Origin of the sequence: Spirosoma luteum DSM 19990 (assembly GCF_000374065.1) — a bacterium.
Classification (GTDB): domain Bacteria; phylum Bacteroidota; class Bacteroidia; order Cytophagales; family Spirosomataceae; genus Spirosoma; species Spirosoma luteum.
Genome location: NZ_KB893245.1, coordinates 624,776 through 648,685 on the forward strand (window position 1 = coordinate 624,776; position 23,910 = coordinate 648,685).

Sequence of the window (23,910 nt, forward strand, 5' to 3'; positions counted from 1 at the left end):
TGGTATTAGCCAAACACATCATGGTAGATGTATTGTATATTGAAGACAATCCGAACGATGCGGATATATTTAGCCGCCTGATGCGTAAGCTGAACAGACCGGTTACGTACACTATCCTGAATAATGGTCATGAAGCAATTGCCTATCTTATAGGAACAGAGCAGCAAAAAGCAGCCTTGCCTAAAGTAGTTATCCTGGATTTAGACCTGGGCGGGGTGAGCGGATTTGAAGTAATTGAAAAAACGCGGGCTTCTGACCGAACCAAATACCTCCCCATTGTGGCCTTCAGCACGTCCGACAGTCCGCGGGATATTCAACAGGCGTACGATGCCGGTATCAATGCGTACGTTGTAAAGCCCGGCAGCTATCAGGCTACGGGTATGGCACTAACGAAAGTGTGTGATTTCTGGCTGGAAAATAACACCCGAATAGACAATAGATGAGCCTTTTGTTAGACCGGTTGCGTCAGGAAACGCAACGGTTGCACCAGCAGACAGAACAACTTTTTTACGCAGAATCCTTACGGAACGGTACGATTTCTCCAGCTCAGTATGCTCATTTGCTCCGCACGCACCTAGCCTTCCACCAGGCCCTGGAAACCGCTATTGGTCACCATCCCGATTTCTTTCGGGAGTACACCCCACAGACCCGGATAAAAACTCCCTGGCTATTAGCCGATTTAGCTCAATTGAATGAGCCGCTCCAGCCGGCCATCTCTACTCTGTTTACCAATTGGTCTGCCATTGATTTACTGGGGGCAGTTTACGTAGGGGAGGGGTCCATGCTGGGCGGGACCGTGATCAATCGATTATTGCAGCAAAGTGCGTCTATTCAAACTATCCTCCCAATTGCTTCCCGATTTTATCAGGGATACGGTACCGATACGGGTAAGCAATGGCGCAGGTGTGGCGAATTCATAACTCAGCGTGGGGCACTCCACGCCGATGCCGTTGTGGCGGCTGCCGAACAGACCTTCGGTCAATATCAACAGGCTTTTTTGAGCAGTCAGGACAGCATTACGCAGGCGTAGCGCCAGGAACGGGTAGGAAAATTTTGAAGGTAGAGCCGTTGCCCACTTCACTGTCTACATCAATAGCTCCCCCGTGATTTTGGGCAACCCGCTGGCAAATGGCCAGACCGATACCCGTGCCGCTGTAGGTTACCGGACTATGCAGCCGCTGGAAGGGCGTAAACACCCGGTCTTTATACCGCACATCGAAGCCAATGCCATTATCTTTTACGGAAATTAACCAAAATGATCGTTGGGGAGCTGATTGAAGCGATTCGGGCAACTCATCGGGTCTTGCCTCCCGGAAGTCAATTCGAATGAAAGGGGCGATGCCAGCCGAACTGAATTTAAGCGCATTGGCAATCAGGTTCTGAAAAAGCTGCCGTAGCCGCGATGCATTACCACGTACCTGCGGCAAGGTGCCTACCTGCACTGTTGCCTTCTTTTCAGCAATTGTCATTTCGAGGTCACTCAGCACATCCCCAACGATGTCGGTAAGCAAAATTAATTTGAACGAATCCCGAAGAACGCTTAGCTGCGAGTAAAACAACAAATCTTTAACGAGCGACTGCATCCGGCCAGCCGATTTCTGAATTCGCTGAACCATATCTTTTTCCCCATCAGACAGGCTATCGGAAAACTGGCTCTGGAGTAAATCACTGAACGACTGAATCCGCCGTAGGGGTTCCTGTAAATCATGCGACGCAATATGCGCAAACTGTTGCAGGCTTTCGTTCGAACGTTTGAGTTCTGCGTTGGCTTCGCTCAGTTCGGCGGCCTGCTGCTGCGCCGTTTGTTCGTTCTCCTTGCGGTCGGTAATATTATTGAAGGTGATAACTACACTATCTCCGTCCTGTCTGACTGCCGATATCTCAAACCAGCCTTCCAGCCCCAGTTCATCGCGGTAAAACTGACTGGCCTGTTCTGACTGACCTGAGTCGACCACGCGGGCATAAAGATCAAAAAAGCCATTGTCCTTGTTGCCCGGAAATACCGTCAGTAAACTTCGTCCGACCAACTCTTCGGGCGTTTTGAACAGGCTTTGGGCTACCGCTTTATTGGCGGTATGTATCATGAAATCGACAATGATGTTCTGATCATCCCGAATGGCTGTCATGGCAATGATACTGTTCAATGACGCATTCAGGGTTGTGCGCAACTGATGGGCCTGCTGTTCCAGTGCCCTGGTTTGTTCATTGACGCGTTGCTGAAGTGTTTCTTTATTCTGTCTGTCGGCGGTTATATCGACAACCGTACCAATAAACCGATAGGGAACCCGCTTTTCAGTAAAGAAAACGTGGCCATTGGAGCGTAACCAGCGTGAATTTTTCCTGTCAATACCACCTGCCGTTCGGTACTCATGATGAAAATGCCCGGTACTGCTGGATTGCATAACCGCCTGAACTGCCTGGTTTGTTGCATCACGATCATCCGGATGCAGGCATTGCAGAAAAACTGAGTAATTGACCGGGGCGGAAGCAGGCAGGCCAAAAAGCTCTCTGGTTCGGTCGGACCAGATCAACTCGCCGGTAAGCAGGTTGTAATCCCAGGTGCCTAGCTGGGCTGATTCAATGGCAAGCCGAAGCTCTTCATCGGCTATCCGCGCTGTCAGTTCAACTTCTTTCCGGTCACTGATATTAATTAGTATGCCCGAGAAAGTAACTGGTTCCTGCTGTTGATTGTACGTGAACTGCCCCCTTGAAAAAAACCATTTCGATTCAGATTGGGCAGTCAGTATTCGATAGTCCGTTTCAAAAGGAGTGCCTTTTTTCTTAGCTTCATCAATCAGATCGATTACCCGCTGGCGGTCAGCCGGATGGACTGCATCCGTGAATATATGCGTGGGAAGGTTAATCTGCTCCTGCTCAATACCCAACAGGTTGAATAGGGCAGGATCGCCATACAGAGCATCGTTGGTAATATCCCAGAACCAGGTCGCTGTTAGACCTGAACGAAGTGCCGCATGCAAATGATCGAACGAAGGCTGGAATAACACGGCTTCCTGGATGGGGTGGGAAGTAGATTCCGCAGCAAACGGCTGACTCATAGCATAGCTTCTTGGTAAAATACAGAGGGTTAAAAGGCCGCAGACAACGTAAATGCCGAATCCCGCTAACAGAAAGCTTGGGTGACCAGAACAAAAATACACACAAACTCACCAGGTAGTACCCATCTTTAGGTAACCTGGCTCATGGTCAATTGTTTGCCGGGTGTTTTTGGGACTCCTTATGGGCGGCTCGTCGTTCCATTCGGGCAGCTATCTTATCCTCGTGTATATCTTCGGCCTCTTCTATCGAATGGGACTCCGACAGGGACGCTTCGTTTTTAGATTCCTCGGCCAGTTTACAAAAAAACTGGTGCAGCTTTTGGAGTTCTTCTTCCGTCAGATCCTCTACGTTCAGTATCCTGTTGCTGGCTTTCCGATTTACGGCAAGCAGTTCATTCAGTTTTATCTGCATTGCCAGGGAGTCTTTGTTCTGAGCTTTCTGGATCAGAAACACCATCAGAAACGTAACAATGGTTGTGCTGGTGTTTATTATGAGCTGCCACGTGTCCGAATAATTAAAAATAGGCCCGGTAATGAGCCAGACAATAATGGACAGGGAGGCCAGTAGGAAAGCTCCGGACGAGCCGGTTGCTTTGGTGGCTTTAGACGCAAAATGGTCAAAAAACCGAGTGAATTTGTTCTGGTTCATGTGCTTAGTGATTGGGGTGATTTATCGTTAAACCAATTTGTTTACTAATTGTGAGATTAAATTACTCTGATACACTAGCATTCATTGAAGGCGATTCTCAGTGGGGTAACGGCTGGAATAAAAGAAGAAACCAGAACTAACCGCAGAAAAACCGTAAGCCACTACACAGGCCGCCTTTTGCCGTCACCTACTGCGTTCCCAAAACGCTGGTTTGCGGAAGGCTGAATAAAATGCGTTCGGTCAAAAATCCGTATATTCGATACTCTCATCTGGAAATCTGCCCCGGCGGTTCCCGTTCCTATCATAGCAAGGGCGCATTAGGATTATGCAAATACGGTTTATCTGGCTATTTCTGGGCGTTGCAGTCCTCCTGCCGGGGTGGGTTGCCAGCCAGAACCTTGTTCCGAACGGGAGTTTTGAAACCTACCGAACCTGTCCGCAAAAGGATAATCTTTTCGAAGAAGCCATTCCCTGGTATAACCCAAACCGGGCTACCCCCGATTTTTATCATCGCTGTTTTGATTTCGGTCAGCTTATTCTGCCCCCTCACTCTGGGCAGGGAGTTGGACACTTGTTTTTCGATCAGGGATGGGCCGAATACATGGGTATAAAACTAACAAAGCCACTGTCGGTTAGTACGTGCTACTATTACGAAATGTACGTAGCAACAGACACCCCCAACAAATACCTCACCGAAACCATTGGTACCTATTTCTCTAATCAGCCGGTTACCGGCACAACGACTGATCGGCTAAGCGCAACACCGCAAATTCTTGATACGAATCCACGTAGCAGCATAGGTGTGTTACAGTGGCAGCGTGTCTCGGGTTTTTTGAATCCCAAGGGGGGAGAGCAATACCTGACTATTGGCAGTTTTAACAAGGAACCACCGTTTCTGGGATTTTACTACCTGTTTGTCGATGATGTGTCTTTAGTGCCCGTTGTTCTTGAACTGGGTAAGGACACCACGTTGTGTAACCGTCGGAATGCACTTTTGCTCGACGGAACTGTGCCCGGGGCCAGTGATTACCGCTGGCAGGATGGCAGCACCAGTCCGAAATTTCAGGTAACCAAACCCGGCAAGTATTCCGTAACGGCTATTACTACCTGCAAAATTCTTACCGACTCAATAAAAGTTGACTACGCCATTGATTTTGACCTCGGTCCCGATACGACCCTTTGCACCGGTCAAACACTCGCTCTGGCTGTACCGCAAACGCCAGCCTCCCAGTACCGCTGGCAGGACGGTTCGGCACAAAATACCTATTCGGCGAAGCAGCAGGGTCAGTATAGTGTGCGGGTTACCCAAGCTAACTGCGTGGCGACGGATACTATTCAGGTGCGGTACATTCAACCCCCGCGTCTGGACTTAGGCCCCGATAAAGAACTTTGCGGGGCTGAAAAGTTCACAATAAAGCCGATTGTTGCCGAAGGAAAGTTTAGCTGGCAGGATGGTTTCACCGACACCCTGCGTACCGTTAGCAGTTCCGGTGTGTTCCGGGCCAGCGTTCGTAACGACTGCGCTACCGTGACGGACTCCATTGACATCGACTACGGAGCCTGCGACTGTATCCTCTATGCACCAAACAGTTTTACTCCCAATGGTGATGGCATGAACGACAATTTTTCAGCCTTCGGATGCGGTGACCTGACTATTACCTCGCTCGCCATTTTCAACCGTTGGGGCGAAGTGATTTTTACAACGGCAAGTCCACCTTTCCAGTGGAATGGCTACTATCGGGATGAGGCTTGTACGCAGGGCGTTTACGCATGGCGCATACAATATCAGTTAAATCGAGGGAAGAAGATTAAAGCTGACCAGAAAGAGGGATATATCACATTGGTTCGCTGATAAGGCAACTCATCCTGATAGTCATGTCTTGTTGAAAGGGGTGCTAAAACAGTTTAACCATCCGGGCCAGTCCGGCTGAAAGTAATAGCACAATCGCTACCAGTCCGAGTCCGTAATATAAACCAAAGCCTTCGGACACAAAGCCAATGACGGGGGGACCCGCCAGAAACCCAATGAAACTAAAGGTGGCAAACGTAGCCAGCCCGGCGGCTGGTGGAATGCCCGGCACCCGTAGCGAAGCAGAATAAAGAACGGGGGCCCCCAGTGAACAACCCACTCCCAGCAGAGCGAAACCAGCAAGGGCAGTAGACGGGAAAGGTAAAACGATAGCTACTAAAATGCCTAGTGCGCCCAAGACTCCGCCAATCTGTAACCAGCGGGTAGCCCCGATTTTGGGCAAAATAGCGTCGCCCAGGAAACGAAAACCGGTCATTGTCAGCGAAAAGCTGGCAAAACCCAGCGCGGCAATCTGCGCACTGGCCCCCAGCGTTTCGCGCAGGTAAACAGCACTCCAGTCGAAGGCAAGTCCTTCTCCCATGGCCAGCGCCAGGCCAATCAGAATCATCAACAGTAAATCCCGATTGGGTCGCACAAAAGAAGAGCCCGCTTTCTCACCCGACTCTGTCCGGCTGCTCGACGGTATCTGTTTCAACTGGGGTTGCAACACGAAAGTGAGTATCAGAATCAGTGCGGCCATTACGGCCATGTGTACTGGTGGGGCTACATGCAGGGCAATGACCGCCCCGGTGATACCCGAACCGAACAGCCCACCCAAACTCCACATTCCGTGACAGGACGACATGATGACAATCCCCTGGGACCGCTCCAGGTTGGTGGCACTCGTGTTCATGGCCACGTTGATAAGCGCGCCCGAAAGGCCGGCCAGGAATAACCCCGCAGCCATTATGTAGATGTTAGGCGCATTGATGGGAATGCACACCGCCACTGTCAATCCTATGGCAGCCCAGAAACAGGACCGGGCCTCACCCAGTTTGGCAATGATAAAGCCCGTCAGCGGATTCATGATGAGTAACCCGGCCGGCATGGCAAATAGCGTGAGACCCAGCTCGGCATCGGAGAGCATCAGTTTCGCTTTCACGTAGGGAATATGCGAAACCCAGCTACCGAACAGCAAACTGTCGGACGAAAAAACCAGTCCAACTGCCAGTGCCCGTCTGTTCAGGAAAAACGAGAGGATAGTCTGGATGAGCGTGTTTCGGGGTGGCTTTGGTAAGGAAGCGGTTGTGTTCATAGCACAAAAATAGCCGGTCTTAACCGGCTATTTTTACTAATTGGTTATCCTATTTGGATGACGTATTAATTTTTCAGTACCGCCTTCTAGTCAACCATCGTCAGTGATGTGCTATTCTTGAGATGTCCAACCATCGCTTTACGCAGTTTCTGCACTTTGGGCAGGGATACGCTCTGAATGTATGGCTGGTTGGGGTGCAGCGCAAAATAGTTCTGGTGGTACATTTCTGCCGGGTAGAAAACTGTAAGAGGGGTCACCTCGGTTACCACTTTGCCACTGTAATGACCTGATTCATTGGTTTCTTTGATAGCGGCCATTATAGCTGCCTTTTCTTCGGGTGTCCGGTAGAAGGCTACCGACCGGTAATCGCGGCCCGCATCGGGTCCCTGCCGGTTCAGCGTGGTTGGATCATGGCCCGCAAAGAAGGCTTCGAGCAGTTGCGGGTAGCTGACTACTTTCGGGTCATAATACACCTGTACCGATTCAGCATGGCCAGTCCGGTCGGTACCAACCTGCTCGTAGGTTGGGTTCTTAACGGTGCCGCCAGCGTAGCCGGAAACCACCTCCCGAACGCCTTTGAGCTGGTTCATGCCTTCTTCCAGTGCCCAAAAGCAACCACCGGCAAACGTAGCGACAGCTTCGCCCGATTTTAGGTCGGGAAGTTTGGCGGGGGCATGGTCATTTGATTGTCCCTGTGCGTAACCGGCCAGAAAGAGGAGGCTTAAAGCGTATAAATGGATTTTTTTCATCGTCTTTTCTATCATATCGTGTTACTATATAAACGATTAAAAAACGATTGTGGTTTCTTGACGGTACAGCATTATACCCGACTGGTGGCCAACAATGGGTTTGCCACAGCACATAACCACCTGTTTAGGTTGATAAAAGCGGTCAGCCTCATAAACCGCCGGGACCAGGCATGAAACCATACCTGGACAGAAACAACAGAGGCCCTGACAAAATCTGTCAGGGCCTCTCTTATTGACTCAATTAACATGTGTACCCCATTTTATACGCCCGGATACCCTTCATTCTGTGTCTTCAGATTAGGGTTATTGAGCAGCTCCTGCTTGGGTATTGGAAGCAACAGGTGCTTCTTCTGCAATGGCTGATTGGAACTAGGGTTTATATGGCCAATGAAAGGGTCGAAGCCATTAGTTTTGCCATTGTACACTTTCTGGAGCCGTACCATATCGAACCAGGTGATTTGCTCGTAGGCCAGTTCATGCCAGCGCTCCCGCCAAACGGCTTCCCGGAAGGTAGCCTGTGTATAGGCGCCCAAAGCGGGGGTAGTGAGCGTAGCCCGGTCACGGATTCGCTTCAGAGCATTGTAGGCTTCCTGTGTTGGACCACCCACTTCATTCTGCGCTTCGGCATAAATCAACAGTGTTTCGGCGTAGCGGATCTGGGGTACGTTCAGGTTATTCTGACGGGAACCGGCAACCCCGGCCGTACCATTGGCAGTCCGGTTAAAGTGCTTGAACACGTAGGGAGCTCCCAACTCAAAGGGTGCACCATTGCCATTCGTAAAATAGCTGGTATAAAAGTACCCTTCCTGATTCTTGGCCCGTAGGTCGCCTTTTTCGTAAGAGTTGTAAAAGACAGATGTAGGTACCGAGCTTCCCGTTCCGCCGGGGCCATTAAACGTAACCGGCTTAAAGTTGGGATAAAAGTTATTCATTGGGTTACCAGCAACCAGCGTATTGTACTGCAACATATACAGATGCTCCAGGCGGTTCTCGGTACTCTCGCGGTGTACGTCCTCGTAGGTTGCAAACAGGTTGATAACCGATGGGTTCGCGTTGGCGTAGGTAATTACCTCAAAGGCTTTGTCGGCCGCTAACTTGTAGTGCGAAGCGCCTTTTTTGAGTGGCTCTCCGGCCATGGTCAGGTATACTTTAGCCAGCTGCGTTTTTACAGCAGCCAGATTTACCCGTCCACTCACGTCCATCCAGGCCAGACCTGCTTTTTCAGCTGTAGTTAAATCGTCGACAATCAGCTTGTATACTTCCTCCTGAGAAGTGCGGGCGGGCAGGAAATCCTCCGAAGAGGCTGTTTGTGGTTTGGTAATTAGCGGAATATCGCCCCATAACCGAACGGCCGTGAAGTAAGCAGTAGCCCGCAGAAACCGAGCCTCACCCAGAATTTTGGTCTTCTGTGCCTCAGGCATCGGCGTGATTCCCGGCACTTTATCCAGCACCTGGTTCGCCTGGGCAATAACCTTATACAAGCCATTCCAGTAGTTAACCACGTGACCGGTATTGCCGTCGTGTACCAGACTATACAGGTTGTTCAGGTCGGAATTTTGCGCGGTTTCCGTTGTAGAGGTACCGGTTAGCGCTTCCAGTAGCTGCCAGTTGCTGGAGAAAATACCAGCGTCCCCCCCCATAAAGCGGGCATCTGAGTAAACGGCGGCCAGTGCAGCCTCCGCATGGTCAGGAATAGTGTAAAAGTTAGTTGGCGTCAGGTTAGAAGGAGCCTGTTCCGTCAGGAAGTCCTTGCAACCCAGGGGAGCCGTTAGTGCAACACCGCACAGCAGCACCTTACTTATGTTTTTTACGAGCGTATGTCTCATAATGACTATCAATGAATTTAAAGTTTTTAACGATTGTCGTTGGTCGAACGGCGGTTAAGCTATCAACCAACGACAGCTTGTTTATAAACCAATCTGGAGCCCCAGCAGGTAGGTTGTTGGTTTTGGATAATTGTGCCAGATCATACCCTGCGAGAAAGCACTGTTGCCACCACCCTGGTTGGTTGGTGTTACTTCCGGATCGCCAACAATGGGGTCCTTTACCAACAGGAAGAAGTTTTGTGCTGATGCGTATACCCGGAGCCGGTTCATTTTCAGGCGGTTGGTTATGGCAGCGGGGAAGGTATAGCCGAACAGCAGGTTTTTACCCCGCAGGAACGAACCATCCTTGATCCAGTGGCTGTCCACGTTGGTTACATAGCCCGCCCGTGTATCCCGAACTTCGGCAATGGGCGAGTTCTGGTTGGTAGGGGTCCAGGCGTTCAGCACCGAGGTGTAGCTGTTGGCCAGGGCCTGCCGGTCTTCACTTGGGTGCAGGTTCATCAGCATCACATCGTTACCGAACATAAACTGCATTTCAAACGTAGCATCGAAGTTGCCCAGGCGGACGTTGTTGGTAAATGCCCCCCATCCTTTAGGACTGCCGTTACCAATAATGCTACGGTCCGCGTCTGTAATAGCCTTGTCGCCGTTCACGTCCAGATACTTGATGTCGCCGGGCAGAATGGTCAGACCATTCCGGTAGCTGGTAAATCTGGCTGCTTCTTCGCGCTCTGCCTCACTCCACACACCCACACGGGTAAGTCCCCAGAAGGAACCAACCGCTTCACCTATCCGAATGATGTTGGTAGGGTTTGTGAAGTTAGGGCCACCAACGTTGAAAATATCAGACGGGGTTGCAAGCGTAAGTACTTTGTTGCGGTTGAACGAGATGTTGAACGTCGAATTCCAGCTAAAGTTACCCTGATTGATGTTTACCGTGTTCAGGCCAAATTCGAAACCTTTGTTCTCCATCGATCCTACGTTGCGCCGGATGGTGCCATAACCACTCGACTGCGGTACGGGGGCATCGAGGAGCATGTCGGTTGTCAGACGATAGTAGTAATCGGCTTCGAGGGTAATGCGTCCTTTGAGCAGGCCAATCTCCATACCTATGTCCGTCTGGGCTGTTTTCTCCCAGCGCAGATCAGGGTTAGCCAGACGGCTGATACCCGTTCCGCCAAACCGTGCATCATTGTAAATCGTCGAGTAGTTGGAGCTAAGCAGTGACAGCGACGAATAAGCTGGGATTTCGGAGTTACCCGTCAGACCGTAGCTGCTACGCAGTTTCAGGTTTGAGATAACAGAGTTTCCTTTCAGGAAATCTTCTTCCGATACCCGCCAGGCTAATGCTGCCGACGGGAAGAAAGCGAATTTGTGGTTTTCTCCGAATTTAGAAGAGCCATCGGCCCGGCCTGTTGCCGTGAACAGATACTTGTTTTTAAAGCCGTAGTTTATACGGCCGAAGTATGAGTTAAAGGCAAAGCGAGATGCACCCGACGAAACCGATGGGTTGATAGCTCCGGCACCTAAGTTGTTGAAGGTGAAATAGTCGGTAGCGAATCCGCTCACGCTGGCACCCATGCCGAAGTTATTAGTTTCCTGCCATGAGATACCCAGCAAACCCGTAAACGAGTGATCCCGGCCAATCTGCTTATTATAGGTCAGGTAGTTTTCCAGTGACCAGAACGAGGTCTTGTTGTTATTGGTCGACGCGTTACCGCTGTTACCAATGTTTAGTGTGCGGGTTTGCGACTGGTTGATTTCCTGAGTCTGGATGTTAGCACCCAGAACCGTACGCATCTCCAGCCCTTTACCAAACGTGATGTTCGTAAACAGGCTACCCAGCGTTGTTTGGGTATTCTGGATATACTTACGATCCAGAAGCCGGTGAACAGAACTCATGGATCCTTCGGCAAATGGATAATCCCGGTTTTCGGCAAGAATACCGGTGTCAGGGTAACGAACAGGTAGGAAAGGGAAGTCTTCCACAATTTGCCGGGCTACCGCATCATTCACGTCCACCAGATTTTCGGTCTGGTTGTTATAGTTCAGCGTACCACCGATTTTGAGCCAGCTCTTCACCTGATCATCAATGGAGAATCGGCCTGAATACCGCTTCATGTACGAGGTTTTGATGAGCCCCTGATCGTCGCGGAAGTTAAGCGACAGCGAATACTGGGTACGCTCGTTACCTCCGCTAAAGCCCAGCTGGTGGTTCTGGGAGAGTTTGCTCTGTGCTGATTCTTTGAACCAGTCGGTATCATACAATGGATTCAGATTGGCATCAAAAACGCCGGGGTGGGCGGCACTGAATGCTTTCCGGCGAACCACCGGATCTAGATAGGCCCATTTGCCAGCCGCCCAGCCAGCAGGATCGTACTTGGCCATGTTGGCATACGCCAGGTCTTCGGTAGCTAAATATTGCTTGGCGTTCAACACCTGTGGCTTGTTGGGACCAATGGTATTTACGCTGAACTGGCCATCGTAGGTAACCCGACTCTCACCCGCTTTACCTTTCCGGGTCGAAACCAGGATAACGCCGTTGGCACCGCGGGCACCGTAAATAGCCGTTGACGACGCATCTTTCAGTACCTCAACGTTCACAATATCGTTCGGGTTGATATAATCAATGGGGTTACTAAACTGGTCGCCGGTACCCTGTGGCAACATCACGCCGTCCACCACGTAGAGTGGGTTGTTGGAGGAGTTGATGGAGCTAAACCCACGAATACGGATGGTAGTCCGACCACCGGGACGACCGGAGTTGGTATTGACCTGCACACCCGGCAGGCGGCCCGAAAGCTGCTGGTTGAGGGAAGGGGCTGGCCGTTCCATCAGTTCGGCTTCCTTCACGCCCGATACGGCTCCAGTCAGGTCCGATTTGCGGGTAGTACCATAACCAATAACCACAATCTCGTCCAGTACTTTACTGTCGGCCTGTAAGCTTACGTTGATAGTGGACTGATTACTAACCCGAACTTCCTGCGTTAAATAGCCTACAAAGGAGAATACCAGGGTAGAGCCGCCATCGGGCACATCCAGCTTATAACTTCCGTTTACGTCGGTAACCGTTCCGCGTTGGGTGCCTTTCAGAATAACACTAACGCCGGGCAGGCCTTCATTTTTTTCATCGGTGACGCGACCGGTCAGCGTCCGGTCTGCTTTGTTGACTGGCCTGTATTTGGGCGAATTTAAGTCAGACGGCGTACTTGCATACGTTCCGCCGGTCGAAAGTGAAGCCAGCAGGAGCAGCGTACCGGGTACACTGAGCAGCCTGCCGAACGAGACTCGAGAAGGTAAGGATGTTTTCATAGTATACTGTTTTTAACTATTTTTAATGATTAAGAAGAAAAGTGAAACGACCTGTTTTAGTTAACAGCACAAACAGGTAAAAACCTGTTTGTAGGGAAAACCCTAAGGCCCGTATAACTACTCATAAGCATTAGAAAAAAATTAAAAAACAGTTAAGTAGTAATTAAAAAATAATACTGAATTAAGCCTGCATTTGCGAAGACTGCAATAAAGAAATTTCGTACCCGGTTCATTTAGGGAAATAACATCCTGAACAAAGGCTAACATGCCCATTTTTGCCATTATCGACCCACTAGATAGAAGACAGTTTCCGGGTTGGCACATCTAATCGTTAACACAGTCCGTGTAAAGGTTTTGGCTCTGACCAGGCCGGAAATACGTAACGGCAGAATTTCTCCAGAACAGACAAAGGGCAGTTCAAACAAATGAATCAGGTATTTTCTGGCCGGGAAAGCCTTTCCGTTGAATAAAACAGTAATGCCCATGCGCCGAACCTTACTGAATCTGTTGTTACCTGTCTCGCTTGTCAGCCTGACGGCTCCCGAACCCACGCTCCATTTCCGGCGGTATTTTGTGGCCGCTGAGAGCTATGAATCGGTTGGGGTATTCGATGTGGATAAAAATGATACCCTGGACATTGTTTCCGGTGATTTCTGGTATGAGGGTCCACGCTTTCGGCAGCGCCACCTGATTGGTAATGAACCCCGGAAAGACCAGTATTTCGACGATTTTTCCACCATTCCGATGGATGTCAATGCCGATGGACGGCTGGACTTTGTTACGGGTGGCTGGTTCGACCAAACGTTGCGTTGGGTTGAGAACCCGGCTGCGGGTAATGGTAAAACGCAGTGGCCGCTGCACGAAATAAGTAAAGTAGGCAATGTTGAAACCACCCGCGCCTGGGATGTGGATGGGGATGGCAAACTGGATATTGTGCCTAATAACCCAGGGCACCCGCTCAAGTACCTCAAACTGATGGCACCGGGTCAGTTTAAAACCATTACTGTTGCGCCTAAACAGGAGCACGGTTTAGGCTTTGGGGATATCAACGGCGACGGGCGGGGTGATTTGATTGTCCCTGCGGGCTGGCTCGAAGCCCCCGAGGATCGGACAAAGGGCGACTGGACCCTGCATAAAGAGTTTACGCTTGGTACGGCCAGCGTGCCTATCATTGTGGCCGACGTAAATGGCGACCGCCTGAACGACCTGATTGTGGGGCAGGGGCACAACTATGGCCTGCACTGGTACGAGCAAACCAAAACGGCAGCCGGAAATCGCAACTGGACAAAGCACCTGATTGACGACAAAAATTCACAGTACCATTCGCTGGAATGGACCGATATCACGGGCGATGGTCGGCCGGAGTTGATTACGGGTAAACGGTATCGTGCCCATAACGGAAAAGACCCCGGTGCTGAAGATCCCGTGGGGCTATATTATTTCACCTGGAACCCCGCTCAAAAGCAGTTTGTGAAACACATCATCGCCCATGGTCCGGCAGGGGCTGGTAAAGGAACCGGTATTTACTTCGCCGTTGCCGATTTGAATAAAACGGGGCGTAAGGATATTATCGTGGCCGGGAAAGATGGATTGGTCGTTTTCTTCAATGAAGGAGCCAAACGGAAATAACAGGTAGTAGAAACGGCAACGGGGTACGGGTTCCAAACCCGTACCCCGTTGCCGTTTCTACCAATTAATTAAGCCATTAGTGACCAGCCCTCACGGTATTCGCGTTTTACGAACTGGTTGGCTTCATCGAAGTTGGTGATCTTCATATTCTTGCCATCCCACGTTAGCTTCTTCCGGCCAGGATAGTTAAATCCTTTGCCATTTGGTGTGCGAACCATGTAGCTGCGGATGGCTAGGTTGCCCATCAATACCGACTCCGTGAGCGGACCGGCGAAATCGAAAGACGAGGTTAGTGCTTTATGCTCCTTGCTGTTGAATCCGGCTTTACAGGCTTCGGTCCAGAGAATCTGGTGGCCATTTTCCGGCATTTGCTTCACGCTGTCCGGCTTGGGTGCGCCCTCCATTTTCTTCCCGTCTTTGGTGAAGAGCTTGGGGTTTTCGCCATACATGCCACACATAATCATGCCTTTGTCGCCAACCATGATTACGCCGTTCTCTCCATTTTCGGGCATGGGTTCGCCTTCGGGTAGAAACTCCGGACGGAATGGCCGAATACCACCATCCGACCACACCATTTTAACAGCGGATTTATTCTTTGCCGTCGCCGGGAACATCATCTCTACGTGCGAAGACGGTGGACATCCTTCCGGAATATACTCCGGTGTCCAGTCTTTCAGGAATACCTGCCCAACGCTGGTTTCTACCTCAGTCGGGTAGCCTAGGCCCAGTACCCGGAACGGCGTATCCATGATGTGGCAACCGATGTCACCGAGGGCACCCGCGCCAAAGTTCCACCAGCCGCGCCACTTAAAGGGGTGATAAGCGGGGGTATAGCCTACTTTTTGAGCAGGTCCGAGCCATAGGTCCCAATCCAGATCGACGGGTACCTCGCCAACTGGCTGAGGCACCGGAATGCCTTGCGGCCAAACCGGGCGATTGGTCCAGAGCTGAATGGTGTGTACATTTCCAATCAGGCCTTTATCAAACCAGGCCACCATCTCCATCTGCTGCGGGTTCGATGAACCCTGGTTTCCCATCTGCGTCACCACCTTGTATTTGCGGGCCGCTTCGGTAAGCATCCGGGCTTCGTAAATGTTGTGCGTCATGGGTTTCTGCACATACACGTGTTTGCCCCGCTGCATAGCATTCATGGCCACAATGGCGTGGGTATGGTCGGCAGTGGAAACCGTTACGGCATCAATGTTATTGCCTTCCTTATCCAGCATTTCCCGAAAATCCTTGTACTTTTTAGCGTTGGGATGCTTGGTAAACATTTCTTTTACGCGGGGGAGACCCCAGTCTACGTCGCAAAGGGCGGCTACATTATTAGCTCCCTTGTTGAAGGAGTTATTTACATCGCTAAAGCCTTTACCACCAAAGCCAACACCGGCAATATTGAGTTTATCACTAGGGGCAATAAACCCCGGCCCGCCCAGCACGTGCCGGGGTACAATAAAGAAACCTGCTGTCGCCAATGCCCCTGCCTGAATAAACTGACGGCGGCTGGTGCCTGATACAGGCTGTCCCGGCTTAGACTCGCCGGGTATTGAATTATCTGGCTGATCCATAAGAAATTGAATAGGAGTTTATCTGAAAAGAAGTAATTAAAAAAATTTACTTAGATCGGACTGCGATTTTTCAGCGACCAGATACATCTGCTGATCGCCCAGTTGGTAATCCATTCTGTCCGTTGACTTATAAACGGCAATCGTTTGCAAATTATGCCGTTTCAGCAACCGTTTTATTTCGGCAAGTGTGTACACGTAATGCTTAAAGTAATGAACTTCAACCTGGTTTCCCTTTGTATACGTAAGTTCGGTCAGCATGCAGCTATCGTTAATGGCGTAGGTGTTGCTAATATCCATAGTTAAGTCGCCCAGAACGTAGTGGCCCGTTTTGGGGAAATTGGGTAGTCTGCTTTCAGCTACCATTCCTGAATTAATCACCCAACGGGCGCCCGGCTTCAGGGCGCGGGCTACTTTTTCCACGAAAGTGTTCATGCCCTCGTAATCGACGTAGCCAAAACTGTTTCCCATGCAGCAGGCTCCATCGTACGCAGCACCAATGTCCGTAGTCAGAATATTCCCGTGAATGACCTGAATGGGCAGTTGCTCAGCCTTTATCTGGCCCCTTAACAACCGGACAAACTCATCGGAGATATCGACGCCCGTTAATTGATACCCCCGTTTAGCCAGTTCGATGGTATGGCGGCCAAAGCCACAGGGAATATCCAGAAGCCGGGCGTTAGGTTGAACATTTAGCGTATCAATCAGGAAATCGACTTCCTGCGTTGTCCACTCTGTTGTAACGGCCCTTTCCCACATTTGGCAGTTCAGGCCCTGGAAAAAATCAGTGTACCAATCGTTAGCTATGATTGTGTTCATTGTCTGAAATTATGGAGATGTGTCAGGCCCCTAAGCCTGACGAGTAATTAGTCTATACTGTACTGAATTGCGTGTAGGATGGCCCTAACAGGTTATTGACCTATTGATCGAACCAGCCGGGTACGATGTCGTACCAGCGCACAAAAATTTGACTGACCATGATGGTCAGCGCACGTGGGGAGAAGAAGCGGTCACTTTGGGTAAAGCGACCCGGCCTTTTTGAGGCCTAAACCAGGGAGATCACAGGCTAATCTGTTTTGAGCTGGTGAATATAAACGTCCGGCCTACGCTATGCAACTTGACTTTAGCAAGCGGTAAGAAAGTGCGTAGTCAAAGAGGCTTCAGGGGCGTTTCTACGTCAAGCAGTACACTAACATCATCGGCTAAAACCAGGCTGGTCGTACCAATACCGAAATCCTGCCGGTTAAACTTGAATTGACCCCTAAAATGCCCTATATCACCGGTTAGCGAGTAGGTAAAAGGTAGTTCTACTTCCCGACTAATATCCCGGATGGTAAGGTCAAATAACCCCACAAACTGATTGCCAGATAGTTTCTGAATGCGTTTGGATACCATTCTGATACGCGGGTGATGGTCGGTATCGAAGTAACCCCGCTTTTGCAGGTGGGCATCCCGCAACGAAATGCCCGTGCGGATGGTAGCGGCACCAACTGACGCGCTCAGTAAGCTTTCGGTAAGTCGGGCGGGGTCAAAGTGAATATCCGTCTGCAAATCCGAAAAGGAGCCATTTACCGTGATTCCGGCATTCCGAATCTGGAACGTAACCCCCCGTGGCATCTGATGCGTTTTTTGTTCAGCCGGGCGAATACACCCCAAACCAAGCATACATACCAGGAAAAATCGTAGCATACGTTACAGTGTTTTAAGGTAAGCAGTTAATGCCTGACGATCTTTGGCCGGAAGCTCCATCCCGAATTCATGTCCCCGAACAGCCTGGGTTTTTACATCGGCCCGTTTAAAGCCGGTAGGTACATAATCATCCCGCAGTCGACGCGGGTCAAACACGTCGTCGACGGTTGCCAGGGAGCCATCGTGCATAAATGGGCTCCGGTACCAGATTCCCCTCAGGGAAGGTACTTTATAATAACCCGTTCCCCGGCGGGTTTTCAGGGCGTAGTCGGGGTTTGTTCCAACGGATACGTCGAAAATAGGGTATTTGGTGTGATGCGCTTCCGGGATGGTAAAGCCATCCACGGGTGTTAGCATATTGTTGGTGAATAGCGGGGGGGTGTGGCAGGTAACGCAGCCCTGTTCGGCAAAAACCAGTTCACCCCGTTTGGTAAGGGGATTGGGACGGTTTGGGTTTGGTGGGGGCTTTAGTGCATACACAAATTTAGCCAGGGCGTACAGTTGCGCGTCACTATAACGGTCGGCGGTTCCTACTGCCTGAGCTTTACCCGGTGCTGGCAACGTTTTACCATCATTGGCACCGGGAATAAACCCGTCATAACTAGCCAGCATATCCATGGCCTGGTTAAGGGCCGCGTAGCGCATCAGGTCGCCAATGCTTCGGTGCTGGTTGACGCCGGTATGATCCAGAAATTTCTGATCTTTTATACCAATTAAGCTGGGAACCTGGGGTGGATACAGGATACCGGCTCCTTCACGTAAGTTTACGCCGGGTGGCATAGCGGCAATTGCCGCTGCGATGGTTTCCTTAGACTGTTTGCTGAGGGCCGTATGCGGGTCGTTGGGGAGCCAGGGGGCGGCCATTAAACTGCTTACCAGCCCCTGTGCAGCCCTTTCCGGTACGGCTGGGTTACGGAAAGCAAAAGCAGTTCTTCTCGAATCCGGGAAATTAGTCTGGGCACCCTTCAGCATAGAGCCGTCGGGCATTACCCGGGTGTGGCACATGGCACAGGCAAATGAGCCCAGGACAACGAGTCCTTTTTTAGGAACCACATAACGGGTAAAAGGCATGATTCCCTCGGCAGTGAGGGGCGTTTTATTTAGTTCATACAGTTCTTTGCCACGGACTTCACCCATCGTAATTACATTGCCGACTGTATCCACGGGAGCATCGAAGACCAGTTCACCGGCCTTAATCCAATCTGCTTCGGTTTTTAGTTTGCCTGGGTCGAAGATAATTTCAGGTTCCTGCTGATGGAGCCATTCCCAATAGCCTTTGGGTTCCCGTCCGGGTGCATAGACCGGATAGCTCTTGTAAATCACTCGTTCGGGGAGCTGGTAGTAGTAAGCTGGAGATACCTGAATAGGGGAGGCTTTGGGCGTAGCCAGGGGTAAATCAAAATCGGCTAATGCCGCGCTATCCCACGTTCGGGGAATGTCGGGTGTGAAGGGTACCGACTGCCAGGCCTGCTCACCCGTCCAGGGAGCCGTGGTCGATAGCAATAACACAGAACTGAGCAACAATAATGGGAAGAGTAATCGATTCATGGCGCTTACGAATTCGTTAAAATCAGGCGTAATAGCCACTCCGACAGACGCAGGGCAAGGAGTGTTTCAGGTACCGTTCGTGGAGTACAGGCTTTTGCCATTACGATCCGAATCTGCTCAACGGAATTCGTTCGGCCAAGTTGTTTTTAGGGAGCGGTTACAAAACCTAGTAGCAGGTAGACAAACAACGTCCTGCCCACCAACGAATAGGAAACCTAGTCACCTTGATTTTCTGAACAACGTAAAAAAACACATCTTTCAAATCCGCTACCGGGCTGGCCGGTTCATAAACTGCAAATTGTTATTGCTGGGCTACACTAACAGCTAATTCTGGCCGGTTGACAATTGACCAAGTAGATGAAAGTACCGTTGACGTTTTCTGAACGTTGGTATCACGCATCACATTTTGCGGATAAATTACTGTTCAGTACGGGATGAACGTTGGTATACAGTAAGTAGGTAGGTGAAAACCAGTAGCCGGTTGAGACGACTGACTGGCGTACTGATTGTAAAAACCACTTACTAAAGAACTGTTCAACACATCAGTGATTATTCTTCCTTCAAAACGTACCCCATACCCGGCCGGGTGTGAATCAACTTGGGGGTAAAATCGCGGTCAATTTTTTTGCGCAGGTAGTTAATATACACCTCCACCACATTGGTGCCCGGATCGAAATGCAGATGCCATACCGTTTCGGCAATATCCATCTTAGCCAGTACACGACCCTGGTTGCGCATCAGATATTCCAGCAGAGCAAATTCACGGGCGGTCAGGTCAATCACAACGTCGTCCCGCCGAACGTCTTTAGTCGTCAGGTTAACGGTTAAATTTGCCACTGTCCATACTTCATCCTCTACCGTATCGGTGGTTAGAGCGATTCGCCGGAAGCAGGCAGCTACCCTGGCTACCAACTCCCGGAAATCAAACGGTTTCACCAGATAATCGTCGGCCCCCAACGTCAGGCCTTCCACTTTGTCTTCCACCTCGCCCAGGGCAGACAGCATGATAACGGGGAGCTGGGGTTTCTCCGCCCGAACGCTCCGGCATACTTCAAACCCATTCATGCCGGGCAGGTTAATGTCCAGAATCAGTAGGTCAATGCCCGGCTGCAGGGCCATCTGGCGGCCATTGATTCCTTCGTACACGACCTCTGTTGCATAGCCCTCTTCCCGCAGCCCCCGACTGATATTCTGGGCAATCCGTCGGTCGTCTTCAATGATGAGGATTTTTTTCATGCTATGCGGATTATAAACATAAGGCAATGAATTCTATGCAGGTCGGTTGGCAGGTGATTAGGTCTGTTTAAGAAAGAACTACCACAAAAACGGGTTGGATTGGTACAAACAAAAACGCCCCGGCTGCGATTCGCAAACGGGGCGTTTTGAGGTTTTTTGGCTGGAACCTACGCCTTATCGGCGGGAGCAGCAGTTGGAACCGCACTCTCTTTGGTACCGTAGCGCTTGCGGAACTTGTCCACGCGGCCGGCGGTGTCAAGCAGTACGTTTTTGCCCGTGTAGAACGGGTGCGACTGCGAGCTAACTTCAATTTTTACGAGCGGATAGGTCTGGCCTTCAAACTCGATAGTGTCTTTGGTTTGAACCGTGGAGCGCGTCAGAAATTTATAATCGCTCGACAGGTCGTGGAATACCACGTCGCGGTAGTCCGGGTGAATGCCCTTTTTCATGATTAATCTCAGTTTCTTGTCATCTTCTCGGTTTCCGACCGAAAAGGACTGCAAAGGTAAAGCGTTTTTTAGGGATTGCCAACAGTTTTTTGGGTTCTTTTCGTGCCTGATAACGAATGGATTAAAGTGTGGCCGTTTGCTAATAAAGGCTTGCTCATTAGTTGACCCAACCCGGTTTTCTTTCTATATTTCCCCCTAAATACACTTCCTCCACGGAATAGTGATAGCCACTGATCGGTTTACCTGTCCGTCCAATAAAATTTGTTTTTTTTATTTCCAAGAATTGCTCTCCAAAGGGGTATTGCTAAGTCATTCACACTGACGACTTAACAATTTCTTAACCCAAATGATAGAGTTGAACGTTTCAGGGATTTGTCCAGATACCCGAACCTTACGGGTTGCTTTTCCGTCTATTTCAGTGGAACTTTAGAACGCCATTCGGCAACCGGTTCATTCTCTCCTGAAGGTAGATTTTGTTATCTTTTATATATTTTTGTTAACTCCCTGTTTCCAGGTGTACACTGTATTCGTCATTCTTTCCATATAACTAATCCAAAGACATATGTATGTAATCAAACGCGACGGTCTTAGGGAATCCGTCAAGTTCGACAAAATCACCGCCCGCATCGAGAAACTGTGCTACGGTCTCGATCCCGCCTATGTTCAACCCGTTGATGTGGCGTTGAAAGTGGTAAACGGACTGTACGACGGTGTCAAAACCACCGAACTCGACAATCTGGCTGCCGAAACAGCCGCTTCTATGACAACCAAACACCCGGACTACGCCATTCTGGCCGCCCGAATTGCTATTTCCAACCTGCACAAGGAAACCAACAAGTCCTTTTCGGGTACCATCAAAAAACTGTATCAGTACGAAGACCCTAAGACCGGCGAAAATGCGTCCCTGATTTCACGGGAGGTGTACGACGTGGTGCGGCAACATGCGGCCCTGCTGGATTCGACGATTATCTACGACCGGGATTATGGTTATGATTACTTCGGCTACAAAACGCTCGAAAAATCGTACCTCCTGAAACTGGACGGCCGGATTGCCGAACGCCCACAGCATATGCTGATGCGGGTGGCGGTTGGTATTCATATGGAGGACGTTGATGCGGCCATTGAGACGTACAACCTGCTCTCCGAAAAGTGGTTTACACACGCTACGCCAACGCTTTTCAACGCCGGAACACCAAAGCCGCAGATGTCGAGTTGCTTCCTGCTGACCATGAAGGACGATTCCATCGACGGCATTTACGATACGCTGAAGCAAACCGCCAAAATCTCGCAGTCGGCGGGGGGTATTGGTTTGAGTATTCATAATGTTCGGGCAACGGGAACGTACATCAAAGGCACAAACGGCACCTCCAACGGGATTGTGCCGATGCTGCGCGTGTTCAATGACACGGCCCGGTACGTGGATCAGGGCGGTGGCAAACGTAAAGGCTCTTTTGCTATTTATCTGGAACCCTGGCATGCCGATGTCTTTGATTTCCTCGACCTGAAAAAGAATTCGGGTAAAGAAGAAGGCCGCGCCCGCGATTTGTTCTATGCGCTCTGGACCCCCGATCTGTTTATGAAGCGCGTGGAAGATGACGACGTTTGGTCGCTGTTTTGCCCGCACGAGTGCCCTGGTCTGGCCGACTGCTATGGCGATGAGTTTGAAGCTTTGTACACCCGATACGAACGCGAAGGCCGTGCCCGCCGTACCATAAAGGCGCAGGAGTTGTGGTTCAAAATTCTGGAATCGCAGACGGAAACCGGTACGCCGTACATGCTGTATAAGGATGCTGCCAATAAGAAGTCGAACCAGAAAAACCTGGGTACCATCAAGTCGAGTAACCTCTGTACCGAAATCATCGAGTACACGGCGGCCGACGAAATAGCGGTGTGTAACCTGGCATCCATCGCCCTGCCGAAGTTCATCAAGCGTGACCCGGACGGCATTATGCGGTTCGATCACCAGAAGTTGTATGAGGTAACCAAAACGGCTACCCGCAACCTCAACAAGATTATCGACATCAACTATTACCCGGTAGAAGAAGCCCGTCGGAGCAATATGCGCCACCGGCCCATTGGCCTGGGTATACAGGGGCTGGCGGATGCGTTCATCATGCTGCGGATGCCGTTTGAGTCGGACGAAGCGCGTCGGTTGAACGAAGATATTTTCGAGACCATTTACTTTGGCGCCATGACTTCTTCGATGGAGCAGGCTAAAGAATATGGCCCGTACGAAACCTGGAAAGGCTCACCCATTTCGGAAGGTATTTTCCAGTTCGATATGTGGGGAGTAACCCCTAAGTCGAACCGCTGGGATTGGGAAAGCCTGCGGAAGGATGTCGTTGAACACGGCGTTCGAAATTCGCTGCTACTGGCCCCCATGCCTACCGCGTCGACTTCGCAGATTCTGGGTAACAACGAATGTTTTGAGCCGTACACCAGCAACATTTATACCCGTCGCGTACTATCGGGCGAGTTTGTGGTGGTGAATAAGCACCTGCTCAAAGACCTGGTGAAACTGGGCTTGTGGAATGATGCCATGAAGAACAACCTGATTCTGGCCAACGGCTCGGTGCAGGCGATTCCAAACATTCCGCAGAACATCAAAGACCTGTATAAAACGGTTTGGGAGATTAAGCAGAAGCACATCATCGATATGGCCGCCGACCGGGGCGCGTTTATTTGTCAGTCGCAGTCGCTGAACATCCACATTCAGGATTCCAACTTTGGTAAGCTGACCTCCATGCACTTCTACGCCTGGAAAGCGGGTCTGAAAACGGGTATGTACTACCTCCGCACGAAGGCCGCTTCCGATGCCGTGAAGTTCACCGTTGTTCAGCCCCAGGCCGAACCGCAACTGGAGCCGGTAACCGCCGAAGCCGTAGCCATCGAAAAACCTCTCGACTACGTACAGTACGCCAAGGAGCACGCCCAGAACGCGACTCCCCAGCCGGTACCGATGGTAACGGACCTGGAGCAACAATATGCCGCCATGACCTGCTCCCTCGACGACCCGGAAGGGTGCGAGATGTGTGGGAGTTAGTCAGATAATATTTTGAGATTTTTTCACTCCCGGTTATGCTTGGCATGACCGGGAG

The 23,910-nt window shown here is 50.6% G+C and carries 17 protein-coding genes; 5 read left to right on the forward strand and 12 right to left on the reverse strand.

What is annotated here, in order from left to right:
• Positions 1-20 precede the first annotated feature (20 nt).
• Positions 21-443 carry a response regulator gene (locus tag B156_RS0102630; RefSeq protein WP_018618066.1) on the forward strand — a complete coding sequence of 141 codons (423 nt, stop codon included), beginning with the start codon at positions 21-23 and terminating at the stop codon, positions 441-443.
• Positions 440-1,030, forward strand: a complete 591-nt coding sequence (locus B156_RS0102635; protein ID WP_018618067.1) for a biliverdin-producing heme oxygenase — start codon at positions 440-442, stop codon at positions 1,028-1,030. Before B156_RS0102630 ends, B156_RS0102635 begins: the two co-directional genes overlap by 4 nt.
• Here B156_RS0102635 and B156_RS0102640 read toward each other — a convergent pair.
• Both B156_RS0102640 and B156_RS0102645 read right to left on the reverse strand, forming a co-directional pair.
• Positions 1,017-3,056, reverse strand: a complete 2,040-nt coding sequence (locus B156_RS0102640) for a PAS domain-containing protein (RefSeq protein WP_018618068.1) — start codon at positions 3,054-3,056, stop codon at positions 1,017-1,019. The genes B156_RS0102635 and B156_RS0102640 overlap by 14 nt on opposite strands.
• A gap of 148 nt (positions 3,057-3,204) precedes the next feature.
• On the reverse strand, positions 3,205-3,705 hold the full coding sequence (locus B156_RS0102645; RefSeq protein ID WP_018618069.1) for a low affinity iron permease family protein: 501 nt from the start codon (positions 3,703-3,705) through the stop codon (positions 3,205-3,207).
• Between the two features lie 325 nt (positions 3,706-4,030).
• Between B156_RS0102645 and B156_RS0102650 the strand changes: the two genes are divergently transcribed.
• Positions 4,031-5,557 carry a T9SS type B sorting domain-containing protein gene (locus B156_RS0102650; RefSeq protein WP_018618070.1) on the forward strand — a complete coding sequence of 509 codons (1,527 nt, stop codon included), beginning with the start codon at positions 4,031-4,033 and terminating at the stop codon, positions 5,555-5,557.
• A gap of 43 nt (positions 5,558-5,600) precedes the next feature.
• On the opposite strand, the gene B156_RS0102655 is transcribed toward B156_RS0102650, so the two are convergent.
• From B156_RS0102655 to B156_RS0102670, 4 genes are all read right to left on the reverse strand, one after another.
• Positions 5,601-6,809 carry an MFS transporter gene (locus tag B156_RS0102655; RefSeq protein WP_018618071.1) on the reverse strand — a complete coding sequence of 403 codons (1,209 nt, stop codon included), beginning with the start codon at positions 6,807-6,809 and terminating at the stop codon, positions 5,601-5,603.
• An 86-nt stretch (positions 6,810-6,895) separates the two neighbouring features.
• Positions 6,896-7,558, reverse strand: coding sequence for a peptide-methionine (S)-S-oxide reductase MsrA (msrA, locus tag B156_RS0102660; RefSeq protein ID WP_018618072.1), 663 nt, complete (start codon positions 7,556-7,558; stop codon positions 6,896-6,898).
• A 260-nt stretch (positions 7,559-7,818) separates the two neighbouring features.
• Positions 7,819-9,384, reverse strand: coding sequence for a RagB/SusD family nutrient uptake outer membrane protein (locus B156_RS0102665; protein ID WP_018618073.1), 1,566 nt, complete (start codon positions 9,382-9,384; stop codon positions 7,819-7,821).
• Positions 9,385-9,465: 81 nt separating this feature from the next.
• On the reverse strand, positions 9,466-12,696 hold the full coding sequence (locus B156_RS0102670) for a SusC/RagA family TonB-linked outer membrane protein (protein ID WP_018618074.1): 3,231 nt from the start codon (positions 12,694-12,696) through the stop codon (positions 9,466-9,468).
• Positions 12,697-13,179: 483 nt separating this feature from the next.
• Between B156_RS0102670 and B156_RS0102675 the strand changes: the two genes are divergently transcribed.
• A complete protein-coding gene (locus B156_RS0102675) occupies positions 13,180-14,325 on the forward strand; it encodes an FG-GAP repeat domain-containing protein (RefSeq protein ID WP_018618075.1) in 1,146 nt (381 codons plus the stop codon).
• Between the two features lie 68 nt (positions 14,326-14,393).
• On the opposite strand, the gene B156_RS0102680 is transcribed toward B156_RS0102675, so the two are convergent.
• The 6 genes from B156_RS0102680 to B156_RS0102705 all read right to left on the reverse strand — a co-directional run bounded on the left by B156_RS0102680 (position 14,394) and on the right by B156_RS0102705 (position 20,812).
• Entirely contained in the window at positions 14,394-15,893 is a 1,500-nt protein-coding gene (locus tag B156_RS0102680) for a Gfo/Idh/MocA family protein (RefSeq protein WP_018618076.1), read from the reverse strand.
• Between the two features lie 36 nt (positions 15,894-15,929).
• Complete coding sequence (locus B156_RS0102685) at positions 15,930-16,709, reverse strand: SAM-dependent methyltransferase (protein WP_018618077.1); 780 nt, start codon at positions 16,707-16,709, stop codon at positions 15,930-15,932.
• Between the two features lie 330 nt (positions 16,710-17,039).
• On the reverse strand, positions 17,040-17,579 hold the full coding sequence (locus tag B156_RS0102690; protein WP_026260549.1) for a YceI family protein: 540 nt from the start codon (positions 17,577-17,579) through the stop codon (positions 17,040-17,042).
• 3 nt (positions 17,580-17,582) lie between these two features.
• Positions 17,583-19,127 (reverse strand): hypothetical protein, encoded by a 1,545-nt coding sequence (locus B156_RS0102695; protein WP_245563671.1) that lies wholly within the window; start codon positions 19,125-19,127, stop codon positions 17,583-17,585.
• Between the two features lie 549 nt (positions 19,128-19,676).
• Positions 19,677-20,363, reverse strand: a complete 687-nt coding sequence (locus B156_RS0102700) for a response regulator transcription factor (protein ID WP_018618080.1) — start codon at positions 20,361-20,363, stop codon at positions 19,677-19,679.
• A gap of 167 nt (positions 20,364-20,530) precedes the next feature.
• The gene (locus tag B156_RS0102705; RefSeq protein ID WP_018618081.1) at positions 20,531-20,812 is read right to left on the reverse strand and encodes a type B 50S ribosomal protein L31; all 282 of its coding nucleotides are present in this window, start codon (positions 20,810-20,812) and stop codon (positions 20,531-20,533) included.
• 562 nt (positions 20,813-21,374) lie between these two features.
• Between B156_RS0102705 and B156_RS0102710 the strand changes: the two genes are divergently transcribed.
• Positions 21,375-23,855, forward strand: a complete 2,481-nt coding sequence (locus B156_RS0102710; protein ID WP_018618082.1) for a ribonucleoside-diphosphate reductase subunit alpha — start codon at positions 21,375-21,377, stop codon at positions 23,853-23,855.
• Positions 23,856-23,910 lie beyond the last annotated feature (55 nt).